Raw genomic sequence first — 23662 nt, forward strand, 5'->3', positions numbered from 1 at the left:
CCCTCTATGAGGGTTTTATGACGGAACGCGGCAGGGAACGAAACGGGGCGTGCCGGACCCCGCCCTGCGGGCCGCGCCGAAACCGGCGCGAGCTGGCACAGTGGAAGGGGGAACGGTCGCGTTTCCCCGAGCGTTGTGCGGAGAGGACGTGAACGCGGCTCCGCCGCGCAGTGAGGAGGAATGCGCATGACCTACGACCGACTGGTGTGCGCCAACTGCGCGGCACCCGTGAGCGAGGGACGCTGCCGCGTCTGCCGGGCGAGCCGGGAGCGGATGCAGGAGCAGGGCCCGTTCTCCGGGCTGAATCCGGCGATGCTGATCGCGCTGATGGTGATCCTTGTGGCCGCGCTGGCACTGCTCGCGCACCAGGTCTGAGCAAGAGGCACCGCGCAGGCGCTCACGGCCGCAGGAGCGGTCCGGACGCCTGCGGGTACAGGCGGGCACACGAAAGGGCCTGGGAGAGTCTCAGCGGCTCCCCCAGGCCCTTTCACCGTGCGCTCACGCTCTAGGCGACGGTACGACCGCCGCCCGCCAGACGCGGCAGGATGCGGAAGCCGATACCGCCGGCGATCATCGTCGCGGCGCCGACCAGCAGGAACGTGGTCTCGGCCGCACCGGTCTCGGCGAGCTCGTCCTTGCCCTTGCTCTGCTCGGCCGGCTGGTTGCCGACACTGTCGGTGTCGGTGTTGTCGGCGCACGCGGCGCCGTCCAGGTCGACGGTGCAGGTGCCGGCACCGGTCTCGCCGGTGGCGGATCCGGTGTCACCGCCGGTCACGGAGCCGGTGTCACCGCCGCCCGCGCCACCCTGGTCACCGGCACCACCCTGGTCGCCCGCACCACCCTGGTCGCCCGCACCACCCTGGTCACCGGCACCACCCTGGTCGCCCGCACCACCCTGGTCACCGGCACCACCCTGGTCGCCCGCACCACCCTGGTCACCGGCACCACCCTGGTCACCCGCACCACCCTGGTCGCCCGCACCACCCTGGTCACCGGCACCACCCTGGTCACCCGCACCACCCTGGTCACCCGCACCACCCTGGTCACCGGCACCACCCTGGTCACCCGCACCACCCTGGTCGCCCGCACCACCCTGGTCGCCCGCACCACCCTGGTCACCGGCACCACCCTGGTCGCCCGCACCACCCTGGTCGCCCGCACCACCCTGGTCACCCGCACCACCCTGGTCACCGGCACCACCCTGGTCGCCCGCACCACCCTCGGCGCCGGCGTCCACGCCACCGAGCAGACCGCCGATGACCTCGGGCTCGCCCTCGGTCATGGTGGTGTTGTCCGCGACGCTGTCTCCGGTGAGGTAACCGGCGGCCTGCGCCGCACCGGTGACAGTGAGCGAGGCGCCCGCGGCGATAACCGCACCAGCGGCTATCCGCGCAATGCGGACTCGCGTCTTCTTGGTCATCTGTTGCTACCCCCAGTAGCCGATCTCGTCAGTGGAGCAGCCCTATGCGGTCCACGGCCCTGCGGGGTCGCGGTCTCCGCGGGGCCCACGTCGTACCGTGGTCATCCCGCCCCGCCCCCCGTCACACCTGTCCCAGACATACGCGTGCTGCCCTAGCAGCCTGTCCAGAGTTAAGGACTACGTCAAGGTCGTTCCACGGCATAAGCGCCGCTATGGGGGTTCTTGACGGGCAATCGGAATCACGACTGTGACTCATTCGCCACACGACCCGCCCAACTTCCCGGTCACCGGCGGGAGAACGGTCCGGGCCCGGGCAGGATTCCCCTGCCCGGGCCCGGCCGCCGTACGCGTACGGCTACTTCTCGCTCTGCTTGCGCCAGCGGATGCCCGCCTCGATGAAGCCGTCGATCTCGCCGTTGAAGACCGCTTCCGGGTTGCCCATCTCGAACTCCGTACGCAGGTCCTTGACCATCTGGTACGGGTGCAGGACGTACGAACGCATCTGGTTTCCCCAGGAGTTGCCGCCATCGCCCTTGAGAGCGTTCATCTTCGCCTGCTCCTCCTGGCGGCGGCGCTCGAGCAGCTTCGCCTGGAGGACGTTCATCGCGGACGCCTTGTTCTGGATCTGCGAGCGCTCGTTCTGGCAGGAGACCACGATGCCCGTGGGCAGGTGGGTCAGACGCACCGCGGAGTCCGTGGTGTTGACGCCCTGGCCGCCCGGACCCGAGGAGCGGTACACGTCCACGCGCAGCTCGGACTCGTCGATCTCGATGTGGTCGGTCTGCTCGACCACCGGGAGGACCTCGACGCCCGCGAAGGACGTCTGGCGGCGGCCCTGGTTGTCGAAGGGGGAGATCCGGACGAGACGGTGGGTGCCCTGCTCGACGGAGAGGGTGCCGTAGGCGTACGGGACCTCGACGGCGAAGGTGGTCGACTTGATGCCGGCCTCCTCGGCGTACGCCGTCTCGTAGACCTCGGTCTTGTAGCCGTGCCTCTCGGCCCAGCGGACGTACATGCGCTGCAGCTTCTCGGCGAAGTCCGCGGCGTCGACGCCGCCGGCCTCGGCGCGGATGGTGACCAGCGCCTCACGCGAGTCGTACTCGCCGGAGAGGAGGGTGCGGACCTCCATCTCGTCCAGCGCCTTCCTGACCGACTCGAGCTCGGCCTCCGCCTCGCCCAGCGCCTCGGCGTCACCCTCGTCCTCGGCGAGCTCGAACATGATGCCGAGGTCGTCGATGCGCCCGCGGAGGGCCTCGGTCTTGCGGACCTCGGCCTGGAGGTGCGAGAGCTTGCTGGTGATCTTCTGGGCCGCCTCCGGGTCGTCCCAGAGGGACGGCGCCGCCGCCTGCTCCTCGAGCGCGGCGATCTCGGCCCTCAGGGAGTCCAGGTCCAGGACGGCCTCGATCGACCCCATGGTCGAGGAGAGGGACTTCAGCTCTTCGGAAATATCGACGACTGCCACGGGTCCAGCGTAACGGCTGGACGAGTGAACCTGTTCCTCCCCCGGGACCCCGGCCCCCGCCGGGCGGCCCTCAGGGGGGCGGGGGAGCCGAATTCCCCGTGTCCTTCGGCTCCGGCCCCCCGTCGTCCCCGCTCGTGGCGAACCAGCCGCCGACACCGATCACCGCACACAGGGCCACCGCCGCCGCACCGAGGGTGATGCGGCGCTTGCGGACGGCGGCGGACCTGTTCCGGGCCGAGCCGGGCCGGGGGCGGCCCGGGGCGCGCGGGGCCCTCGCCGTACCGAGGGGGCCGCCCGCCAGTTCGTCGGGGGCGGGCACGCGCATGCTCGTGTGGGTGTCCCTGTTGGAGTCCGGGGCGGAGCCGGGGACCAGGGGAACGGCTCCGCGGCGGCGGGGCTGCTCCTGGGCGGGGACGTGATTCTGTTCGTCGTGCGCCTGCGCTTCGGACTCGGTGTCCGGCTCATCGACGTCGAGCGGGGGTATCCCGGCCAGGAGCGGGAGCAGCTCGCGCAGCCGGGACGCCAGCTCGGAGGCGCGCAGCCGGGACGCCGGGGCCTTGGCCAGGCACTGGACCAGCAGCTGCCACAGCTCCTCGGGAATGCCCGGGAGCGGGACGACCCTCTCGGTGACGTGGCGGCGCAGCACTGCCCCGGGGTGACCGCCCCCGAAGGGCGTGAAGCCGGCGAGGAGCTCGTAGAACACCGTCGCGAGGGCGTAGATGTCGACGGCGGCGCGCGGCGGGAGGCCCTCGACGATCTCGGGGGCCAGGTAGTCCGGCGTACCGATGATCTTGGTGGCCTTGGTGCGGCGCGGGGTGTCGATCAGCTTGGCGACGCCGAAGTCGGTGAGCAGGGCCGGGTGCGAGCCACCGGGTCCGAGGGGGCCCTCCATGTCGAGCAGGATGTTCTCCGGCTTGACGTCGCGGTGCACGACTCCGGCCCGGTGGGCGGCGGCGAGACCGTCGGCGACGTCCGCGACGATCGCGGCGGCCGCCTCGGGCGCGAGCCGGCGCTCCCGGTCGAGGCGGGTCCGCAGGTCGGTGCCCCGTACGAGGTCCATGACCAGTGCCAGGTCGTTGCCGTCCACCACGAGGTCGCGGACGGCGACGACGTGCGGATGATCGAGACCGAGCAGCGCGGTGCGCTCCTGTACGAAACGGCCCACGAGCTCCTGGTCGGACGCGAGGTCCTCGCGGAGCAGCTTGATGGCGACCGGGCCCTCGGGCCCTTCGCCGAGCCACACCGTGCCGGCGCTGCCGCGCCCCAGGATCTGGTGGGCGGTGTACCGGCTGCCGATATTCCGTGCCAAGACTGCTCCCTCAGCGGCTGGCGTTGACCCCCCGGTCGACAAAGTTACGCGGCGATCGGGGTGTTGCGTGCCGCGGACGGCTCCGACCTCGACTTCCGCGGGCGGATCCGGTCGGCGGAAGTCGACAAAGCCACAGAAAGGCCGTTGCCCCCGGGCACCCGGGAACTCAGCTCGGGGTACTGCCGCCGAGCTCCTTGAACCAGCCGGTGACGGTGGAGATGCCGTCCCCGATGGCCTCCCAGTAGCCCTTGCCCTGGTCGACCCAGTCCTGGAGCGGGGTCAGCTCCCAGATGAGCCAGCCGGCGACGACGAGCAGCACGATCGTGAACAGGCACCCCTTGAGGCAGCCGAGGCCCGGGATGCGCATCGGGTTGGCGTTGCGCTGCCTCGGCTGACGCGGGGCCGGCTGCGGGGGCGCGGGCTGCTGCGGGGGCGCGGGCGCGTACTGCTGCCGCCGGGGCTGCTGCGGGGGCTGGTGGCGCTGGGGCTGCTGCTGCGCGTACTGCGGCGGCTGGGGCTGCGGCTGCTGCCGCTGCGGGGGCTGCTGGCTCTGCTGCGGGGGCTGCTGCCGCTGCGGGCGCCGGCGCAGCGGGTCCTGGCTGGGGTCGAGGTACTGGACCTGCGTCTGCTCGTTGCGGTCCCGCGCCGCCCGGAGCTGGGACTGCCAGGGGTGCGGCTCGTCGGGGCGCGGGGGGCCGTCGGGATGCGGGGGTACCGGGGGCATGACCGCCGTCGGGTCGGCGTGTCCGCCGTACCCGCCCGGGGTCTGCTGCAGGACGCTGGTGGGGGCCGCCGGGTCGTAGGACCCGGCGTTGCCCGGCAGCACCTGCGTCGCGTCGGCCGCGCCCGGGGTCTCCGGGACGGCGGCGGGGGCCGGGTCGGGGGCGAGCAGGGCCCCCACGCCCTCGGCCGCGGCGATCTGCGCCGAGTTCGCGTGCACCCCGATGCCCGCTCCGACGGTGCGCAGGGCACGGGCGAGGTTCACGGCGCTGGGCCGCTGGCCGGGGTCCTTGCGCAGACAGCGCTCGATGACCGTCCACAGGGGTTCGGGAACGGAGCCGGGGCGCCGGGGTTCCTCGCTGAGGTGCTGGTGCAGGACCTCGAGCGCGGTGGCCCCGGCGAACGGCGGACGGCCGGTGACCAGCTCGTACAGCAGGATGCCGGCGCCGTAGACGTCCACGGCGGAGGTCTGCGGTCGGCCCTCGGCGGACTCGGGCGCCACGTAGGCGGGCGTGCCGACGAACTCGTGGGTCCGGGTCAGCCCCGGGGAGTCCGCGAGGCGCGCGATGCCGAAGTCGGTGAGCATCGGGTGCAGCTCGCCGTTGCGCTCGTCGAGCAGCACGTTGGCGGGCTTCAGGTCGCGGTGGACGACGCCGTCGGCGTGGCTGGCGGCGAGCGCGTCCGCGATCTGGGCGGTGAGCAGGCTCGCGGCGACCGGGGTGAACGGGCCGTTCTCGCGGAGGTGGCGGTGCAGGTCGGGGCCGTCGATCAGGTCCATGACCAGCGCCAGGAGGTCACCCTCGACGACCAGGTCCCGGGTGCGGACGATGTTGGCGTGGGTGAGCCGCAGCAGCACCGAGCGCTCGCGGAGGAAGCGCATCACGACGTCCGCGTCGTTGGCGAGCTCCTCCTTGAGCACCTTGATCGCGACGGTCTCGCCGGGCTGCCCGGCGACGGCCGCCTCGGCGCCCGCGGTCTCCCGCTGGCGGGCTCGCCAGACGGTGCCCGTGGCGCCGCGTCCGAGCGGCTCCTCGAGCAGGTACTTGCTGCCGACTGGCCGCACGTCACGCGCTCCCTGCTGATCGATGTGCTGGCGGATCCCCGGGCCCCGCCCGGATGTCCCGGCCCACTCTAACGACCTGCCCGCCGGCCGTGAGGCCGCCGGACGGAGCGCCTTCGGGGGACTTCCGGTCGCGTCACCACCATGTCCGGGGGAAGACGCGGACAGCGAGGGGTTGGTTGCCGAACGAGTGTGCAGTACGCCCGCCGCAGGACCAAGCAGGCACTTTTGCGCCCACAGTCGGCCATCCAAGATCACTAAGCGGTCACACCCGGGCGTGTTGTCAGTGGCAGGTGCGAGGATGCCTCCAGCACGGAACTGTGTGGCCGGGTGCCTCGCGCTCCGTGACGACCTGTACCGGACGACGCGTCCGTGCCGGGTGGGGGGAATCACAGGGCTTCTCCCCTGCCGGGCGCCCCGCGCAGAAGGGACCGCTGACGGCGATGCAGATCCGGCTGACCGTCCTCGCGCCGCGCAGCGGCCAGACCCCGCCACGCGCGTGCGACGTGCTCGTCACCGCCCCCGCGGGGACGGCTCTCGCAGCCGTCGCCTCCGGCCTGGCCACGGCCGTGTCCGGCCCGGAGGCCTCGCCGGGCGGCGGCGCCGTGGTGCTGTACGCGGGGCGGGAGCGGCTCGACCCGCAGCGCTGCGCCCTCGGCGAGCCGCCCCTGGTGGACGGCACGGTCCTCTCCCTGCTGGTGCCCTGCGAGGACGAGGCGGCGGACGACTCCGTCCCCGCGCAGCTGCACGTGATCGCGGGCCCCGACGCCGGCGGCGTTCACCTGCTGCACGGCGGCCGCATCCGCATCGGACGCTCCGCCGAGGCGGACGTCCCGCTCGACGATCCCGACGTGTCCCGGCTGCACTGCGCCGTGACGGTCTCCGAGGACGGCGGGGTGTCGGTCGCCGACCTCGGCTCGACCAACGGCACCTCCCTGGACGGCACGGAGGTCCACGACACCCCGGTCCGGCTGGCCCCGGGCGCGCTGCTGCGCCTCGGCGAGTCCGCGCTGCGCCTCACGCCGGGCGCGCCCGCGCCGGCCCTGACGACGACCCCGGACGGGGAGGGACATCTGCGGGTGGCCCGGCCGGACGGCGCGAAGCACGGCGCCGCAGCGGAGGGATACGGCGGCGGTGCGGGCGACGGCCACGGCCGCAGCACCGCGCCCGCCGGACACGGTGCCCCCGATCCGTACGACGGCGGGCCGGCGGGCCACGGCCGGTCCGGCGCACCGGCCGCCCACGCCACCCACGGGCGCGGCTCCGGCCTCGCGGACGGCGACGCGCCCCGGCGTGGCATAGGCGCCTGGGCGCGCCGCCTGGCGGGCGGCAAGGGCGAACAGGGCCAGGGCGACCCCGGCCGGGCCACGTCCGGGCCCCCGGACGGCCCCGCGCACACCGGCCCCGGCGGCACGCCCGCCGAGTCCGGTGACCTCGCCCCGTCCCGGCGGGGCCCCGCCGGGACCTGGCCCGACCCCGCGGCCGTCCTCCTCACGGCGCTCGGGCCCGGCCCCCGTCTGTGGGAGCGCGACCCCGCGCACCCGGAGGCGCTGGTCGTGCGGCTGGGGACGGCGGAGCGGGCCGGGCTGCCGGCCGTACCCGTCACCGTCGGCCTGCGGGAAGCCGGCTCGCTCGGGCTCGCGGGCCCCAGGGCCCGGCTGTCCGGGCTGGCCCGCTCGGCGGTGGCCCAGCTCGCGGCCCTGCACTCCCCGTTCGACCTGGAGATCGTGCTGATCAGCACGGACCGCACGCGGAGCGCGGAGGAGCGCCGGCGCGAGTGGTCCTGGCTCGGGTGGCTGCCCCATCTGCGCCCCATGCACGGCCAGGACTGCCGGCTGCTGCTGGCGTACGACCGTGAGCAGGCGGCCGCCCGGACGGCGGAGCTGGTGCGCCGTCTGGAGGAGGGGCCGCTGGGCCCGGCCTGGGCGAGCGCCGACCGGGCGGCCGTCACCGAGGCCGCCGGCCGCCACCCGGGGCCGTACACGGTGGTGATCGTGGACGGCGACCCGGGTTCCGCAGAGCTGCGCGAGACCACGGCAGGGCTCGCGGGCACCGGAGCCGCGGCAGGCATCCACCTGATCTGCCTCGCCGAGACCCCGGCCGCCTCACCCACCTCGCCGGTCACCGCGACGTACGACACCGCGTGCCGTGCCTCGCTCCCCTTCCGGGAGTGCGGGGCGGTCGCCCTGCTCAGCGGCGACGTGGCGACCGCGTTGCGCCTGCTGCGCACGGCGGGCGGCCGGACGGCGGGCCACGGCACCGTCGCCACGGTGGACGCGGTGTCGCCGGCCTGGGCCGAGCGGTTCGCACGCGCCCTCGCTCCGCTGCGGGACGAGGGCGCGGCCGTACTGCCGGGCAGGCCCATGGCCGCGACGCTGCCCCCCTCCGCCCGCCTCCTGGACGAGCTGGGCCTGGCCAGGGCCACCCCGGCCTCCCTGATGGCCCGGTGGGCCTCCACGGCGGAGCAGCAACCCGGCGCCACACCGCCCCCGGCGGCCCCCGCCGGGGCGGACCCGGACCCGACGGGTTCCGGCCGCACCCTGAGCACCGGGCCCCGGGTGGGCCCGCAGCGCGGGGCCACCGGCTCCGGCCACCCGTCGCCCACGACCGGAACCACCACGACGGCCGGGAGCGGCGGCAGCCCCCGGATCCTCGCCCAGCGGCGTGACGGCGGGCCTCTGCCCGGGCCGGGCGCCGGCACGACCGCCGGCAGTGCGGGTCGCCCGGTGATCGTGCTCGGCGCCGGACCCCGGGGCCCGCTCTCCGTCGATCTGGCCGACGAGGGACCGCACCTGCTGATCGAGGGACCGGCGGGCAGCGGCCGTACGGAACTGCTGCGGGCGGTCGCGGCCTCGCTGGCCTCCGCCGCCCGCCCCGACCGGCTCGGCATCCTGCTGATCGACGGTTCGGCCGGCGAGCACGGGGAGCGCGGCGAGGGACTGCGTCCCTGTACGGAACTGCCGCACGTCGTCACCCACCTCGTCGCCTCGGACCCCGTACGGATGCGCGAGTTCGCCCAGGCGCTCGGGGGCGAGCTGAAACGCCGGGCGGAGCTGCTCGGCGGGCTCGGCTTCACCGAATGGCACGAACGGTACGCCCGCTCGCAGGCGCCCACCGCCGGGCGGCGCTCCTCCGCCGCCGAGCAGCGCGGCGACCTCGACTCCCCGGCCACCGGCACCCTGCGGCTGCGGCCCGCCACCCGCACGGCGGACCCGGGCCCGTCCCCGCTGCCCCGGCTCGTCGTCCTGGCCGACGACTTCGACGCCCTGGTCGCCCCGGCGCTGGGCAGCCCCGGCCGCCCGTCCGCCGGTTCCGTCGTCCGCGTGCTGGAAGCCGTGGCCAGGGACGGCGGGCTGCTCGGCGTCCACCTGGTCGCCACCTCCGGCCGCCCGGACCGCACCGAGGACACGGAGCTGGCGCGCGGGGCCCGGCTGCGCATCGTGCTCGACCCGCCCGTCGTACCGCCCTCCCCCGACGAGGCGGCGCCGGGCCGCGGCCGGCTCGGGCATCCGGACGGCCGGGTGACGCCGTTCCAGGGGGGCAGGGTCACCGGCCGCATCCCGCGCACCGCGACCCTGCGCCCGACCGTCGTCCCCCTGGAGTGGGAGCGGATGGGCGATCCGCCGACCCGCCGGCCGCTGCGCGAACTGGGCAACGGCCCCACGGATCTGGCCCTGCTGGCCAGCGCCCTGGAGCGGGCGGCCCGCTCGGTGAACGCCGAGCGGCTTCCACCGCTGCTCCCGCCGCCTTCACCGTCCTGAACACAGCGCCCGGGCACCCGTGCGTTCCTGACGTCACGTCACGAGCCCATCACGATCAATTGACAGGAACCTGTAGCGGTATTGCGAGTCCGGAGTACCGGGCATAGGACTGTGCGCACGAACGACGTGAGCCGCACGATGTGGAGGCGTGGGCGGCACCGCCGGGTCCCAACCGGTGGTGCCGCTCCGCCCGCATGCGCGTGCAGGAGAGACGGGGCAAGGGATGCGCAGAAGCGCTCGTATGCGTAGGGCCGCACTGGTATTCACCGCGATCGGGGCACTGGCACTCACCGGCTGCAGTGACGACGGTGGCAAGGAGAAGAAGGCGGGCGAGGGCTCCGGGGCGGGCAAGGAGAGCCCGTCGAGCGTCACCCTGCCGAAACTGGACGGCGAGAAGATATCGGTCGCGGCGGTCTGGACGGGCCCGGAGCAGGCCAACTTCACCAAGGTCCTGAAGGAGTTCGAGAAGCGGACGGGCGCCACGGTGTCCTTCGTCCCGGCGCAGGACCCGATCGTGAACTTCCTCGGTACGAAGATCGCGGGTGGCCAGCCCCCGGACGTCGCGATGATCCCGCAGGTGGGAGCCATCCAGCAGGCGGTGGCCAAGAAGTGGGCCAAGCCGGTCGGCCCCGAGGCGCGGGCCCAGCTCGGCCAGAACTACGCGAAGGTCTGGCAGGACCTCGGCGCGGTGGACGGCACCCAGTACGGTGTCTACTTCAAGGCCGCCAACAAGTCCCTGATCTGGTACAACGCCAAGGCGTTCGAGAACGCCGGCGCGAGCGAGCCGAAGACCTGGAAGGACTTCCTGGCCACCGCCGAGACGGTGTCCGCCTCCGGTGTCACTCCCGTGTCGGTCGGCGGCGCGGACGGCTGGACGCTCACCGACTGGTTCGAGAACATCTACCTCTCCCAGGCGGGTCCGGAGAAGTACGACCAGTTGGCCAAGCACGAGATCAAGTGGACGGACCCGTCCGTCAAGGACGCGCTGACCACCCTGGCCGAGCTGTTCGGCAAGCCGAACCTCATCACGGGCGGCGCGGACGGGGCTCTGCAGACCGAGTTCCCGGCCTCCGTCACGCAGACGTTCACCGGGGGCGACCAGCCCAAGGGTGCGATGGTGTTCGAGGGCGACTTCGTCGCCGTCAACATCGCCCAGACCGAGGCGAAGGTCGGTACGGACGCCAAGGTGTTCCCCTTCCCGGCGGTCGGCACGGACTCCCCCGTCGTGACCGGCGGCGACGCGGCGGTGGCGCTCAAGGACAGCAAGGGCGCCCAGGCTCTGCTGACCTGGCTCGCCTCCAAGGACGCGGCGAAGATCTGGGCCGAGGCGGGCGGGTTCATCTCGCCCAACAAGTCGCTGGACGCGGCCGCGTACCCGAACGACGTGCAGCGCACGATGGCCGAGGCACTGATCGACGCCGGTGACGACGTCCGGTTCGACATGTCCGACCAGGCCCCGCAGTCGTTCGGCGGCACGCCCGGCAAGGGTGAGTGGAAGACCCTCCAGGACTTCCTGAAGAACCCGAAGGACATCGCGGGGACCCAGGCGAAGCTGGAGTCCGACGCGGCCAAGGCCTACACGAGCTGACGGGATGACGACAGCGACCACGGGGGGCACCGCAGCGGTGCCCCCTGCCGAAAAGCCCCCCGGCGGCCCCGGACCCGGGCGTTCACGGCGGAGTGTAACCGGCACCCGTAGGGTCATCGCGGCGGCGTTCCTGCTGCCCGCCCTCGTACTGCTCGGCGCCCTCGTCGTCTACCCGATCGTGTACTCCGTCTACCGGTCGTTCTTCGACCAGGCGGGCACGGGCTTCGCCGGCCTCGACAACTACAAGGCGCTGTTCACCGACGACACCATCCTTACGGCGGTCAAGAACAACGCGGTATGGGTGGTGGTCGCACCGACCGTCTCCACCGTGCTGGGACTGATCTTCGCGGTGCTCACCGAGCGGATCCGCTGGGGAACGGCCTTCAAGCTGATCGTCTTCATGCCGATGGCGATCTCCATGCTGGCCGCGGGCATCATCTTCCGGCTGGTGTACGACCAGGCGCCGGAGCGCGGGGTCGCCAACGCCGTGGCGGTGGGCGTGCACGACACGTTCGCCGCGTCGTCGGCGTTCCCGAAGGCGCACCCGCTGCCCGTGCACCCGCTCAAGGCGGGCGGTGGCGGCTCGTTCGTCACCGAGGAACCGGTGCGTGCCGGCCGGCCGGCGCTGCTGCCGCTGGTCGGGGTGGCGCCCGCGAAGATGCCGGACGACGCGGTGCCGGCGAAGGCCGCCTCCGCGTCGGGCGACGGCGTCACGGGCACCGCCTGGCTCGACTTCACCAAGGGCGGGGGCGGCAAGCCCAACAGCGTCGACCCCGCGGAACTCGGGCTGAAGGGCATCAAGGTCGAGGCCGTCAAGGACGGCAAGGTCGTCGCCTCGGCCACGGCCGGCGCCGACGGCGTCTTCACGCTGCCCGCGTCCGCGGACGGGGCGCACCTGCGCCTGCCCGCCGACAACTTCCGGGAGCCCTACAACGGCGTGGACTGGCTCGGCCCGTCCCTGGTGACCCCCGGGATCATCGGCAGCTACGTCTGGATGTGGGCGGGCTTCGCGATGGTCCTGATCGCGGCGGGCCTCGCGGGACTGCCCCGCGAACTCCTCGAAGCCGCCCGGGTGGACGGGGCGAACGAGTGGCAGGTGTTCCGCCGGATCACGGTGCCGATGCTGGCGCCCGTCCTGGCGGTGGTGCTCGTCACCCTGATGATCAACGTCCTGAAGATTTTCGACCTGGTCTTCATCATCGCGCCGGGCTCCTCGCAGGACGACGCGAACGTCCTGGCGCTGCAGCTGTACCGGTCCTCGTTCGGCACGGACGCGGATCTCGGGGTCGGCAGCGCCATCGCCGTCCTCCTCCTGCTGCTGGTGATCCCGGTGATGCTGTTCAACATCCGCCGGATACGGAAGGAGGGGCGACGGTGACCACGAACGAGGCCGCTCAGGCGGTACCCGCCCCGAAGGCGGCACAGACGGTGACCACGGCCGGCGCCCCGCCGCTCCGGCAGCCCCTGGGCTCCCGGCTCGCCGCACGGGCGGGCGGCGGGGTCATGCGGGTCTTCCTGGTGCTGGTGGCCCTCTTCTGGCTGATGCCTACCATCGGGCTGCTGCTCTCCTCGCTGCGCGGGGCCGACGACATCGCGGCGAGCGGCTGGTGGAAGGTCCTCACGGCCCCCACCGATCTCACCTTCGAGAACTACCAGCGCCTGCTGGACAACTCGGTCATCACCGATTCCCTCCTCAGCACGGTGATGATCACGGTCCCGGCCACCTTCCTGGTGGTGGTGATCGGCTCGCTCGCCGGATACGCCTTCGCCTGGATGGAGTTCCCCGGCCGCGACTGGTGGTTCCTGCTGGTCGTGGGCCTGCTGGTCGTGCCCGTACAGGTCGCCCTGATCCCCGTCTCCAAGCTCTTCGGCACGATCGGGATCTTCGAGACGACCTTCGGCGTGATCGTGTTCCACACGGCGTTCGGCCTGCCGTTCGCCATCTTCCTGCTGCGGAACTTCTTCGCCGAGATCCCGCGCGAACTCCTGGAGGCCGCGCGGCTGGACGGGGCGGGCGAGATCCGGGTGTTCACCCGGGTGGTCATGCCGCTCGGCGGACCCGCGATCGCCTCGCTCGGCATCTTCCAGTTCCTCTGGGTGTGGAACGACATGCTGGTCGCGCTGATCTTCGCCGATTCGGAGTCCCCGCCCATCACGGTGGCCCTGCAGCAGCAGGTCCGCCAGTTCGGCAACAACATCGACGTCCTGGCGCCCGGCGCCTTCGTGTCGATGGTGATCCCGCTGGTGGTGTTCTTCGCCTTCCAGCGGCAGTTCGTCTCCGGCGTGATGGCGGGCGCGGTCAAGTAGCAGGACTCCGACACCGGCGGACCGCAGACAGCACAGACGTTCGTCAACCCCAGGGCGGCCCGGTCACTCGTGACCGGGCCGCCCTACCTCGTACTTCCCCCGAATGCCACGTCCGGCGTAACCATGTCACTCCATCGGCCGTTTGCGGGCCACCTGCCCGCCCGCGAGCGCCTCTGGATGTGTTGTGCCCCGGTTCAGTGTCATCGTGCCCGCGTACCGGGTCCAGGCGTACCTGCACGCGTGTCTCGACTCCGTGCTGGACCAGTCGTACAAGGACTACGAGATCATCGTGGTCGACGACTGTTCGCCCGACGCCTGCGGCCCGATCGCCGACGAGTACGCCGCCCGTGACCCCCGGGTCACCGCCGTGCACCTCCCGCACAACTCCGGTCTCGGCCCCGCCCGCAACGCCGGGGTCGCCCGGGCGAGCGGTGACTACCTCCTCTTCCTGGACGGTGACGACACCTTCACCCCCGAGGCGCTGCAGACCATCGCCGACCGCCTGGACGCCACCGGCGGACCCGACGTCCTGGTCTACGACTACGCCCGTACGTACTGGTCGGGCGAGGCCGTACGCAACACCTTCGCCGAGCACCTCGCGGAGACCGGCCCGGCCACCTTCCGGCTGGCCCAGCGCCCCGGACTGCTCAAGGTCCTCATGGTCGTCTGGAACAAGGCGTACCGCCGGGAGTTCATCGAGGCCGAGGGCTTCGCCTTCCCGCCCGGTTACTACGAGGACACGCCCTGGACCTACCCCGTGCTGATGGCCGCCGGATCGATCGCCGTCCTGGACGCGGTGTGCGTCGGATACCGTCAGCGGCGCCGGGGCAACATCCTCTCCACCACCACCCGCAGGCACTTCGACGTCTTCGACCAGTACGACCGCGTCTTCGCCTTCATCGACTCCCGCCCCGGACTCGCGCCCTGGCGGCCGGTGATGTTCCGGCGGATGCTCGACCACTTCTCGACGCTGTTCACCTCCCGGGGCCGGCTCCCACGCGGCACGCGCGCCGAGTTCTTCCGCCGCGCCCGCGCCCACTGCCGCCGCTACCGCACCCCCGGGGCCCCCGTCCCGTTCCGCAGCCGCCTGCGGCACGCGCTGTTCCGGCTGGGCGCCCACCGCACGTACCGCGCCCTGTGGGCCGGGCAGCAGCTGCGCGGCCGGCTGGGCCGCCGCTCCACCGCCCTGCGCCGTGCGGTGCGCGCAGCGGCCCTCCAGCTGCACTACCGCGTCCAGCTGCGGCTGCCGGTCCGCCCGGCGGAGGCGGTGTTCGCCGCCTACTGGCACCGCGGCTACACCTGCAGCCCGGCGGCGCTGGAGGCCACCGCCCGGGCCCTGGTCCCCGGCCTGCGCACCTCCTGGATCTGCCGCCCCGGCGACGCGCACACCGTGCCGTCCGCCACACGCGTGCTGCACCCGGGGACGTACGCGTACTGGACGGCCCTGGCCCGCTCCAAGTACCTCGTGAACAACGTCAACTTCGACCGCAGGCTGGTGAAGAGACGCGACCAGGTGTTCCTCCAGACCCATCACGGCACCCCCCTGAAGAGCATGGGCACCGACCTGGCGCACCGTCCGGCGGCCGCCGGTTCCATGGACTTCGAGCAGCTGCTGCGCAACGTCGACAAGTGGGACTTCTCGCTCTCCGCCAACCGGCACTCCACCCTCGTGTGGGAGCGCGCCTACCCCTCCGGGTACACCACGCTGGAGTACGGCAACCCACGCAACGACGTCTACCACCGCACGCCCCCGGCCGAGATCGCACGGCTGCGCGAGCGCCTGGGCATCCCCACCGGCCGCACCGCCCTGCTCCACGCGCCGACCCACCGCGACTACCGGCGCGACCCGTACCACCCCCTGGACCTGGAACGGCTGGTTCGCGTGCTGGGCCCGCACTACGTGATCCTGGCCCGCGCCCACTACCTCGACGCGGCCTCCCGCACCGGCGTCCCCCGTCCCTCCCACCCCCGGATCATCGACGTCACCGCCCACCCGTCCGTCGAGGAACTCTGCCTCGCCTCGGACGCGTTGATCACGGACTACTCGTCGCTGATGTTCGACTACGTCAACCTGGACCGGCCGGTCGTCCTGCACCTGTCGGACCGGGAGGCCTACGAGGCGGCCCGGGGCACGTACTTCGACCTGGAGGCATTCCCGCCCGGTGCCGTGGCCCGCGACCAGGACGAGCTGCACGAGGTCTTCTCCACCGACCACTGGCGCGGCCCCCGCTCCGCGCAGCGCCGGGCCGCGTTCCGGGCCCGCTTCTGCCCGTACGACGACGGGCACGCGGCGGAGCGGGTGGTGCGCCGCGTCTTCCTGGGCGAGACCGCGGAACTGCCCCGGCCCGCGCCGTTCCCCGGCAGCGGGACCCCCGGGGTGCCCCGGCAGGTGCCCGTACGGGAGTACACCGGCGGGTGAGCCCCGGGCGACGGGTGCAGGGGTACGGAGACGGCCCCCGCACCCCGTCGGCCGCGGCGCCGGCGGCCTTTGCCGCCCGGCGCCCGTGGCCCGCCGCCTCCCGCCCTTGCCGCTCAGCGCTCCAGGAACGCGAACAGGTCCTCCCAGCGGTCCATGATCTCCGCCTCGGAGAACCGCTGGACGGCGGTCCGCGCCCGGTCCCCCATCGCGTCCCGCATCCGCGGGTTGCCGGTGAGCCGCAGCAGCCGGTCCGCGAGCGCGACGATGTCCCCGGCGGGCGCGAGCAGCCCGTCCTCACCGTCGCGCACGATCTCCCGCACCCCCGGCGCGCAGTCGAAGGCCGCACACGGCACCCCGCTGGCCATGGCCTCCAGCAGCGCGAGCGGGAAGCCCTCGCCGCGCGAGGACTGGACGAAGACGGAGGAGGCCGCGAGCGCTCCGGGCACGTCGTCCGTGCGGCCCCTCCAGCGGACCGACCCGTCCAGACCCAGGTCCGTGCACCGGGCCCGGAGATCCGCCTCGTCCTCGCCGGCCCCGTACACGTCCAGGCGCCAGTCGGGGCGTTCGGGGGCGACCAGCGCCCACGTGTCCAGGAGCATGTCGACACCCTTCTGGTCGGTGAGCCTGCCGATGCTCGCGACCGCCTTCTCCCGCCGGGGAGAGGGCACGTCGGGCAGGGCCGCCAGGGCGTTGGGCATGAAGCCGACGTTGTCCATCCCGTCGCCCGCCCACAGGTCGGCGTCCTCCTCGGTGAGGACGAGCCAGCGGTCGAGGTTCGCGTAGTGGTCCTTGATCCAGCGGTAGCGGTGGCTCGCCCGGGAGTAGTCGTAGGACTCGTGGCTCATCCCGATGACCCGCAGCCCGGACGTGTCCGCCTCGCCGACCCATTCCATCGCCCAGACCTGACTGACGATCACCACACCACCGGTCCGCGCGGTGCGGAAGAGCTCCGAGAGCCGGGCGACGGCACGCCGTTTCTCCGCCACCCGGGCCGCCTCGCGGCGCCTGGCCGCGACACGGAGGCGGTCCCACGCCCCCTCGGGCGCCCAGGGCGTCGGCGGATGGGCCGGGTACAGCGCCGTGACGGGGTGGCCGAGCGGCTCCGGCAGGGCCATCTTCAGTGCGGAGGCGTGGATCCCCACGACGTGCACCCGGTGGCCCCGCTCACTCAGCAGCCGGGCGGTGCGGTGCGTCCAGCCGGTCACCCCGCCGAGCTCGTCCGTGCTGTTGGAGACGATGAAGACGTCACGGACCTCACGGCTGCCGCTCATCGGCCCGCCTCCCCGGTACGGGCCCTGCGGGCCGGGACGATGTGCCGGGCGAACACGGTGTCCACGACCGCACGGGCGGCGTCCCCCCGGTCGTAGCCGCCGAACTCCTCGGCGAAGGCGGCGCGCCGTTCCCGGAAGCCGGCGTCCGCGGCCTTCGGCCGGTCCAGTACGGCGAAGAGCTCGTCCTCGGTCCCGACGACCGGCCCGGGGGCCTTCTCCCGCAGGTCGAAGTAACTGCCCCGCTCGGCGGCGTACGCGTCGAGGTCGGGTGCGAACAGGACGACCGGGCGGTCCAGGAGCGCGTAGTCGAACATGATCGACGAGTAGTCGGTGACGAGGATGTCGGCGAGCGCGAGCAGTTCGCTGACGTCGTGGTGGCCGGAGACGTCCACGACCGTGCCGGGCGGGCACACGGGAAGGCTCGCCGCCTCCAGGTAGTGGGCCCGTACCAGCAGCGTGTACCGGTCGCCGAAACGTTCCGCGAAGCGGGCGGCGTCCAGCAGCAGCGGGCGGCGCCTGCGCCTGCCGCCCCCCGCGCGGAAGGTCGGCGCGTACAGCACGACCTCGCGGTGGTCGGGGAGCCCCAGTTCCGCCGCGAGCGACGGCCGCGGAAACCGCCCCTCCGCCTCGTCCCGGGCGCGGGCCGCGACCAGGGCGTCGTTGCGCGGATACCCCGTACGCAGCAGGGCCTCCTCCGGGAGACGGTAGGCACGGGCCAGGGTGCGTACGTCGTGCTCGGAGCGGACGAGGAAGTGGTCGAAGCGGTGCACCGCCCGCTGGAGCCGCTCGCGCTGCGGGGCGTTCTGCATGCGCACGCGCGTCTCGTCGAAGCCCATCCGCTTGTACGCCGACCCGTGCCAGGTCTGGAGGTAGGTGGTGCCGGACGGCTTGCGCAGCTGCTGCGGGAAGCCCTGGTTGTCCACCCAGAACTCGGCCCGCGCGAGCGCCCACAGATACCGCCAGGACCACCGGCGGACAAGCCGGGCACCGGGCGGGAAGCCCGCCGGGGAACTCTCGTACGACCAGACGCAGCGCAGGGGCAGCCCCCGGCGCCGCACCTCCTCGTACACGGCCCGGGGACTGTCGCCGTAGCACCTGCCCATGTGGCTCTCGAACACCACGGCCCCCTTGCGGACGGGCAGCCGGAGCAGCCAGGAGTCGTAGACGCGGGCCTTGAAGCCACGGGCGTGCAACCGGTCCCGGCGGGTGCGCAGGGCCCGCAGCAGGAGCCTCACCCTGCGGGCGGGGCGGAAGTGCGTGGCGTAGTGGACGAGCCGCCGGGCCGTACGCGCGGGGCGTCCGCGGGCGTCGAGCCGGAGCGCCAGGTGGTCCTTGAGTGTGACGTAGGGCTGCCAGATGTCCCCCGCCGTGCGGCCCAGCCGGGGCAGAGCGGGCGAGCGGTCCGCAGGACCGACCAGATCGTGGGCGGCGAACAGGTCGGTGACCGAGCGGGTACGGCCGTCCTCCAGCACCATCCTGGCGTCCCACACGGTGTCCCGGACGCCGAACGGGCGCAACCCGCGGGTCAGGTGGACCCGGGTGCGCCAGGCGACCCCGGTGGTGTCGCGCCGCAGCTCGTCGACGGGGAAGCGGAACGCGCGCGAGCCGTCCCGCACCCGGAACTCCAGGTGGGCGGTGAGCGGGGCGTCCGGCTCGGGGCCGGTGTGGCCGGGCAGGACGAGCCGGCCCGCGAGCAGGACCCTGCCGCCGTCGGCCTCGTAGCGGGTGACCCGGTTCATCAGGCGCAGCTCGCCGAACGTGCGGTGCTGGTGGCCGAGCGCGGTGACGTCCAGCACCGGGTCGTCCCCGCTGCCCCAGTACACCCGCCCGTCCCCGCCGAGGGTGAGCGGTGCCGCCACGGTGCCGCGCCTGCGCATCGCGTACGCCGCCGTGAGCACCCCGTCCGGATCGCCGCGCTCCAGCAGCCGTACGCCGACGCGTTCCACGGGCGGGAGGGTGAGCAGAGCGTCCTCGGTGACGCAGCCGGGCAGCACCCGGGCGGCCGTCGCGGTGATCCGGTCGCGCTCGGCGGCGGGCCGCAGCACGAACGAGCGCACCAACGGCACGAGGTGGTCCCTCAGAAACGCGCGGTCCCGCTCCTCGCACAGGCCGTCCGGACCCTGCGCGACCAGGACATGGCCGACCCGCCGGTGCGCCTCGACCAGTCCGGCGAGGTCCCGGCCGCCGTCGGGCAGGGCGCGCCGGGTGACGATCCGGCGGCGGACGAGCGCGATCCGGCCCACCACCGCCGCGGCCAGGGCGCCGAAGAGGATCCCGCTGTGGGTGAGGTCCTCGTCGTAGCGCAGACCGTGCTGCTCCAGGGCCTCGCGTCGCAGGCAGAATCCGGTCACCAGGGCGTCGTGCACGGCGAGTCCGGGAGCCTGGGTGAACCGCTCGACGGCCCGGGAGCGGGCGAACAGGGCGTGCTGCCAGTGCGGCTCCTGCTCCTTGGCCCCGTCGCCGGTCAGCCGGCTCCAGCGCCCGGCGACGAGGTCCGCGCCGGTGCGCGTCCCGGCCTCCCACAGGTTGCGGCAGGCGTGGCGGCGGAGGAGTTCGCCGTCGTCGAGGACGAGGACGTACGTGCCCGCCGCCGCGTCCAGCCCGGTGTTGCGCAGGACGGCGACGGCACCCGCCGGCGCCTCGGCGGTGAGGACGCGGACCCGGCCGCCGGACCGTCCGGCGAGCGCGCCGGCCGCGGCGCGGAGGGCCGCGTCACCGTCGGCGGGCAGGACGACGAGTGCCTCGACGGCGCGCAGCGACTGGTCGAGCACGGACTCCACGGACTCCCGCAGGGCGGCCTCGCCGCCCGCGCCCGCGGTGATCACACAGCTGACGTCGGGAGTGCTCACGCCCCCGCCCCCTTCAGCATCCGGTCCACGACCCGCGCCGACGCGGTGCCGTCGTCGAGGTCGCAGAAGGCCTCGCGGAAGCGCGCGTACGCCTCGCGGTGGCCCGCGACCGCCGCCTCCGGGTCACGCAACGCCTCCACGACCTCCGCCGAGGTGGTGAGGAGGGGGCCCGGCGCACGGCTCTCGAAGTCGAAGCAGAAGCCGCGCAAGGTGTCGCGGTAGTGCTCCAGGTCGTAGGTGTGGAAGAGCATCGGGCGGCCGGTCTGGGCGAAGTCGAACATCAGGGACGAGTAGTCGGTGACCAGGGCGTCGCTGATCAGCATCAGCTCGGCGACGTCCGGGTAGCGCGACACGTCGCGCACGGAGTCGCTCTCCGGGACGCTGCCGCCGACCAGGTAGTGGCGGCGCACCAGCAGGACGTGGCCGTCCCCCAGCTCCTCGGCCGCCCGCTCCAGGTCGAGCTGGAGATCGAGACCGTACCGGCCGCTCCGCCTGGGCCGGTCCTCCCGCCAGGTGGGGGCGTACAGCACCACCCGCCTGTCGTCCGGGACGCCCAGGGCCTCCCGGACGGCGACGGCCGTCTTCGCGCGCTCGGGGGCGTACAGCAGGTCGTTGCGCGGGTAGCCGCACTCCAGTACCTCGCCCGTGTACCCGAAGGCACCTCGCAGGACGGGGGTGGAGAAGGTGTTCGGCGAGACGAGCACGCTCCACTGGGCGGCGCGTGCGGGCATGGACGCCATGTACGCGGCGTCGGCGCACGGGGTGCCCTCGAGGTCGCGGCCGATGCGCTTGAGCGGGGTGCCGTGCCAGGTCTGGACGACGAACTGGCCGTCCGTCCGCTCGAACCAGTCCGGCAGCTGGGTGTTGGTGACGATCCAGCGGCTGCGGGCCAGCGCCTCGTGCCACTCGGCGCTGTGCAGGGCCACGGCCCGCACCCCGGCGGGCACGGCGGCCTGCTGGTCGCGCACCACCCAGAGGTGCTCGACGCCGGTGTCGCGGCGCGCCAGTTCCTCGTGGACGGCCCGGGGCGAGTCGGAGTACTGGCGCCCGTCGAAGCTGGAGTAGAGCACGGCCTCGCGCAGCCCCCGGGTGCGTGCGGTGGCGTACTCCCGGCGCAGCCGGCCCTGGCCGTACGCCCCCCGGTCCCGCAGCGGCAGGGCGCTGCCGGACTCCAGGCTCAGCCGGTCGTGGAAACGCCGCTCCAGGGTGAAGCGGCGGCCGCCGGAGTCCCGGTGCACCGGCAGCGCGGCGTGGAGCTGGGGGACCGCGCGCAGCGGCAGGTAGCGTTCCGGGTCCCGCTCGCCCCGCTCCCTCAGGAAGGGGTACCAGCGGCCCTCCGCGAGCGGCAGCGCGCCGCCGATCCCCTCGACGGCCGACGGCGTCGGCGCCGTACGGAACGCCGGCCCCTCGAACTCCACGGGGAAGGTCGTCTCCTCCTGGTGGCCGGCGTGGCGCAGGACGAGTTCGAGCGGCCGTCCGGGCATGCCGGGAAGGGTCCCTTCCAGGGCGAGGGCGCCGCCGTCCGGCCAGGACACGCGGGTGACGACGGGCTGCGCGTCCCGGTCGGTGAGGACGAGGTCCCCGGAGGGGTTGGCCGCCGCGTACAGCTCCCGGCCCCCGGCCAGCGGGTAGCGCCCGGCGTCGGTCTCGGGGCGGGCCGCGACGGTCAGCCTGCGGCCCGCCCCCACGAGCTGGACGCCCCAGTCGCCGTCGGCCCCCAGGAACGTGTCGAGCGGCACGTCGGCGAGGAGGGTACGGCCGTCCGTTCCGTCGCCGGCCGCCAGCGGGAACTCCCGGGTCTCCTTCGTGCGCCACTCCTGGAGGCGCAGGGCCGTCAGGCCCGTCGGCGCGTCCGCGCCCACGACCCGCACCGCGATCCGCACCGCGGGGCGGACGGCGTCACCCCTCCCGTCCCGGGCGGCGGCCGGCGCGTGCCCGGCGAGCACCGCGTCGATCCGCTCGGCGCGCAGTTCCAGCTTGTTGCCGCTGAGCACGGGGACGATCCGGGTGCGCTCGTCGGTGTACCGCACGGCGGGCGCGGCCGGGTTGCCCAGCAGCCGCATCGGGCCCCGGCGCGGCCGGCCCGCGGCGACGACCACGGACTCCAGCTTCCAGACCGTCCGGGAGCCCCTGACGGCGAGCCTGCGGGGATCCACCACGGTCTCGAAGCCGGAGCGCTCGTAGCGGTGCACGGAGCGGCCCGTCCGGGCGGCGGCCTCGTCGGTCACCGTCGTACGCATCCGCAGCGGGAGCACCCGCCGGCCCGACCTGAGCCAGCCGGTCCCGGCCGACCTGGCCGGGGCGTTGCGGACGTACGCGTACCCCTTCAGGTGCAGCTTCCCGTCCCGCCACACCGCCTCGGTGAGGTGCGCGTGCACCGGGAGGTCCGCCGCGGACAGCGCGGTGACCCGGCGTGGGAGGGGGCCCTCGACACCCGGGTACTGGGCCCTCGGGCGGAGCAGACCCCGGACGTGGAAGGTGTCCCGGTCCCCGGACTCGTGGGCCAGGAGCGCGAGCAGCTCAGCCGTCCTGCGCTCCCGGATGAGCTGCCATTTGACCCGCAGGTGCAGCGGCAGCCCGGTCAGGACGGCGGGTTCGACGGTGTCGGCGAAGGCGTTGGCGTGGGTGAGGAAGGCCTCGTGGAAGTCGGCGCCGCCGTCCGGGAGGGCCTCCATGAACAGCCACAGGTCGCCGGAGAGCACGTGTGCGTCGTAACGCCGCCGTGCCTCGGTCGTCCCCCGGTCCGCCAGGAACCGGCTGACGGTGGAGACCGCCGTGACGCGGTCGCGGATGCCGCGGGCCACCGCGCGCCGGGTGGTGATCGAGCCGTCCCGGTCCCGCCAGTGGTAGACGGGCTCCTCGACGACGTCGACGCTCCGGGCGAGGAAGTGGGCGGGGAGGACGACGGCGATGTCCTCGTACAGGACCCCGGTCGGGAACGCGAAGGCGTGGCCGTCCCAGAAGGACCTGCGGAACACCTTGTTGCAGGCGATGCGGTCGCCGAGGAGGATCCAGTCCCGGGTGACGTGGGTGGCCCTGCGGTGGGTCTCCATCGGCCTGCGGAACATCGGGGACTGTTCGAGCGCGCCGCCGGCCCGGAGCCGCAGGACGTTGCCGGTCGCGAAGTCGGAGCCGGAGGAGTCGAGTTCGGCCAGCATCCGGGCGTAGGCGCCGGCCGGTACGACGTCGTCGCTGTCGACGAACGCCAGGTACCGCCCGCCGGGATGGGCCTGGGCGGCGCCCGCGTTGCGTGCGGCGCCGAGTCCGGCGTTCTCCTGCCTGATCAGCCGGAAGCGGGTGTCCCCGCGGGCGAACTCCATCGCCACGTCGGCGCTGTTGTCCGTCGAGCCGTCGTCGACCATGACGACCTCCAGGTCGGCCATGGTCTGCGCGGCCAGCGACTCGAGGCAGGCCCCGAGGTACTCCTCGACGTTGTGGAGCGGGACGACGACGGTGAGACGGGGTGCCATGCGCTGCGCACGATCCTTCCGGGGCG

The 23662-nt window shown here is 73.7% G+C and carries 13 protein-coding genes; 6 read left to right on the top strand and 7 right to left on the bottom strand.

The window, feature by feature from the left end; translation table 11 throughout:
* Window positions 1–186: 186 nt before the first annotated feature.
* Window positions 187–375, top strand: a complete 189-nt coding sequence (locus tag BA175_RS21435; protein WP_069173036.1) for a hypothetical protein — start codon at window positions 187–189, stop codon at window positions 373–375.
* A gap of 130 nt (window positions 376–505) precedes the next feature.
* On the opposite strand, the gene BA175_RS21440 is transcribed toward BA175_RS21435, so the two are convergent.
* From BA175_RS21440 to BA175_RS21455, 4 genes are all read right to left on the bottom strand, one after another.
* Window positions 506–1420 (bottom strand): hypothetical protein, encoded by a 915-nt coding sequence (locus BA175_RS21440; RefSeq protein ID WP_069173037.1) that lies wholly within the window; start codon window positions 1418–1420, stop codon window positions 506–508.
* A 355-nt stretch (window positions 1421–1775) separates the two neighbouring features.
* Window positions 1776–2882 carry a peptide chain release factor 2 gene (gene prfB, locus BA175_RS21445; RefSeq protein WP_069173038.1) on the bottom strand — a complete coding sequence of 369 codons (1107 nt, stop codon included), beginning with the start codon at window positions 2880–2882 and terminating at the stop codon, window positions 1776–1778.
* Between the two features lie 70 nt (window positions 2883–2952).
* The gene (locus BA175_RS21450) at window positions 2953–4191 is read right to left on the bottom strand and encodes a serine/threonine-protein kinase (RefSeq protein WP_069173039.1); all 1239 of its coding nucleotides are present in this window, start codon (window positions 4189–4191) and stop codon (window positions 2953–2955) included.
* Window positions 4192–4357: 166 nt separating this feature from the next.
* Entirely contained in the window at window positions 4358–5974 is a 1617-nt protein-coding gene (locus tag BA175_RS21455) for a serine/threonine-protein kinase (protein ID WP_069173040.1), read from the bottom strand.
* A 440-nt stretch (window positions 5975–6414) separates the two neighbouring features.
* Between BA175_RS21455 and BA175_RS21460 the strand changes: the two genes are divergently transcribed.
* The 5 genes from BA175_RS21460 (at window position 6415) to BA175_RS21480 (ending at window position 16046) form a co-directional block, all read left to right on the top strand.
* A complete protein-coding gene (locus BA175_RS21460) occupies window positions 6415–9732 on the top strand; it encodes an FHA domain-containing protein (protein WP_069173041.1) in 3318 nt (1105 codons plus the stop codon).
* A gap of 241 nt (window positions 9733–9973) precedes the next feature.
* Window positions 9974–11320, top strand: coding sequence for an ABC transporter substrate-binding protein (locus tag BA175_RS21465; protein WP_438947351.1), 1347 nt, complete (start codon window positions 9974–9976; stop codon window positions 11318–11320).
* 4 nt (window positions 11321–11324) lie between these two features.
* Entirely contained in the window at window positions 11325–12698 is a 1374-nt protein-coding gene (locus BA175_RS21470) for a carbohydrate ABC transporter permease (protein ID WP_069173042.1), read from the top strand.
* Window positions 12699–12748: 50 nt separating this feature from the next.
* A complete protein-coding gene (locus BA175_RS21475; RefSeq protein WP_175420897.1) occupies window positions 12749–13627 on the top strand; it encodes a carbohydrate ABC transporter permease in 879 nt (292 codons plus the stop codon).
* Window positions 13628–13811: 184 nt separating this feature from the next.
* Complete coding sequence (locus BA175_RS21480; protein ID WP_069173044.1) at window positions 13812–16046, top strand: bifunctional glycosyltransferase/CDP-glycerol:glycerophosphate glycerophosphotransferase; 2235 nt, start codon at window positions 13812–13814, stop codon at window positions 16044–16046.
* Window positions 16047–16159: 113 nt separating this feature from the next.
* Here the strand turns inward: BA175_RS21480 and BA175_RS21485 are convergent, their stop codons facing one another.
* The 3 genes from BA175_RS21485 to BA175_RS21495 are packed head-to-tail and all read right to left on the bottom strand — an operon-like array spanning window position 16160 to window position 23636.
* The gene (locus tag BA175_RS21485; RefSeq protein WP_069173045.1) at window positions 16160–17317 is read right to left on the bottom strand and encodes a glycosyltransferase; all 1158 of its coding nucleotides are present in this window, start codon (window positions 17315–17317) and stop codon (window positions 16160–16162) included.
* On the bottom strand, window positions 17314–20166 hold the full coding sequence (locus BA175_RS21490; RefSeq protein ID WP_069173046.1) for a bifunctional glycosyltransferase/CDP-glycerol:glycerophosphate glycerophosphotransferase: 2853 nt from the start codon (window positions 20164–20166) through the stop codon (window positions 17314–17316). Before BA175_RS21490 ends, BA175_RS21485 begins: the two co-directional genes overlap by 4 nt.
* Window positions 20163–23636 (bottom strand): bifunctional glycosyltransferase/CDP-glycerol:glycerophosphate glycerophosphotransferase, encoded by a 3474-nt coding sequence (locus tag BA175_RS21495; protein ID WP_069173047.1) that lies wholly within the window; start codon window positions 23634–23636, stop codon window positions 20163–20165. The genes BA175_RS21490 and BA175_RS21495 overlap by 4 nt, the downstream gene beginning before the upstream one ends.
* Window positions 23637–23662 lie beyond the last annotated feature (26 nt).

This window comes from Streptomyces griseus (assembly GCF_001715295.1).
GTDB lineage: Bacteria > Actinomycetota > Actinomycetes > Streptomycetales > Streptomycetaceae > Streptomyces > Streptomyces griseus_G.

Bases quoted from the DNA above. Each gene is read 5' to 3' on its own strand.
- BA175_RS21440 (WP_069173037.1), bottom strand. From the start codon at position 1,420: ATGACCAAGAAGACGCGAGTCCGCATTGCGCGGATAGCCGCTGGTGCG.
- BA175_RS21465 (WP_438947351.1), top strand. From the start codon at position 9,974: ATGCGTAGGGCCGCACTGGTATTCACCGCGATCGGGGCACTGGCACTC.
- BA175_RS21495 (WP_069173047.1), bottom strand. From the start codon at position 23,636: ATGGCACCCCGTCTCACCGTCGTCGTCCCGCTCCACAACGTCGAGGAG.
- BA175_RS21470 (WP_069173042.1), top strand. From the start codon at position 11,325: ATGACGACAGCGACCACGGGGGGCACCGCAGCGGTGCCCCCTGCCGAA.
- BA175_RS21435 (WP_069173036.1), top strand. From the start codon at position 187: ATGACCTACGACCGACTGGTGTGCGCCAACTGCGCGGCACCCGTGAGC.
- BA175_RS21460 (WP_069173041.1), top strand. From the start codon at position 6,415: ATGCAGATCCGGCTGACCGTCCTCGCGCCGCGCAGCGGCCAGACCCCG.
- BA175_RS21485 (WP_069173045.1), bottom strand. From the start codon at position 17,317: ATGAGCGGCAGCCGTGAGGTCCGTGACGTCTTCATCGTCTCCAACAGC.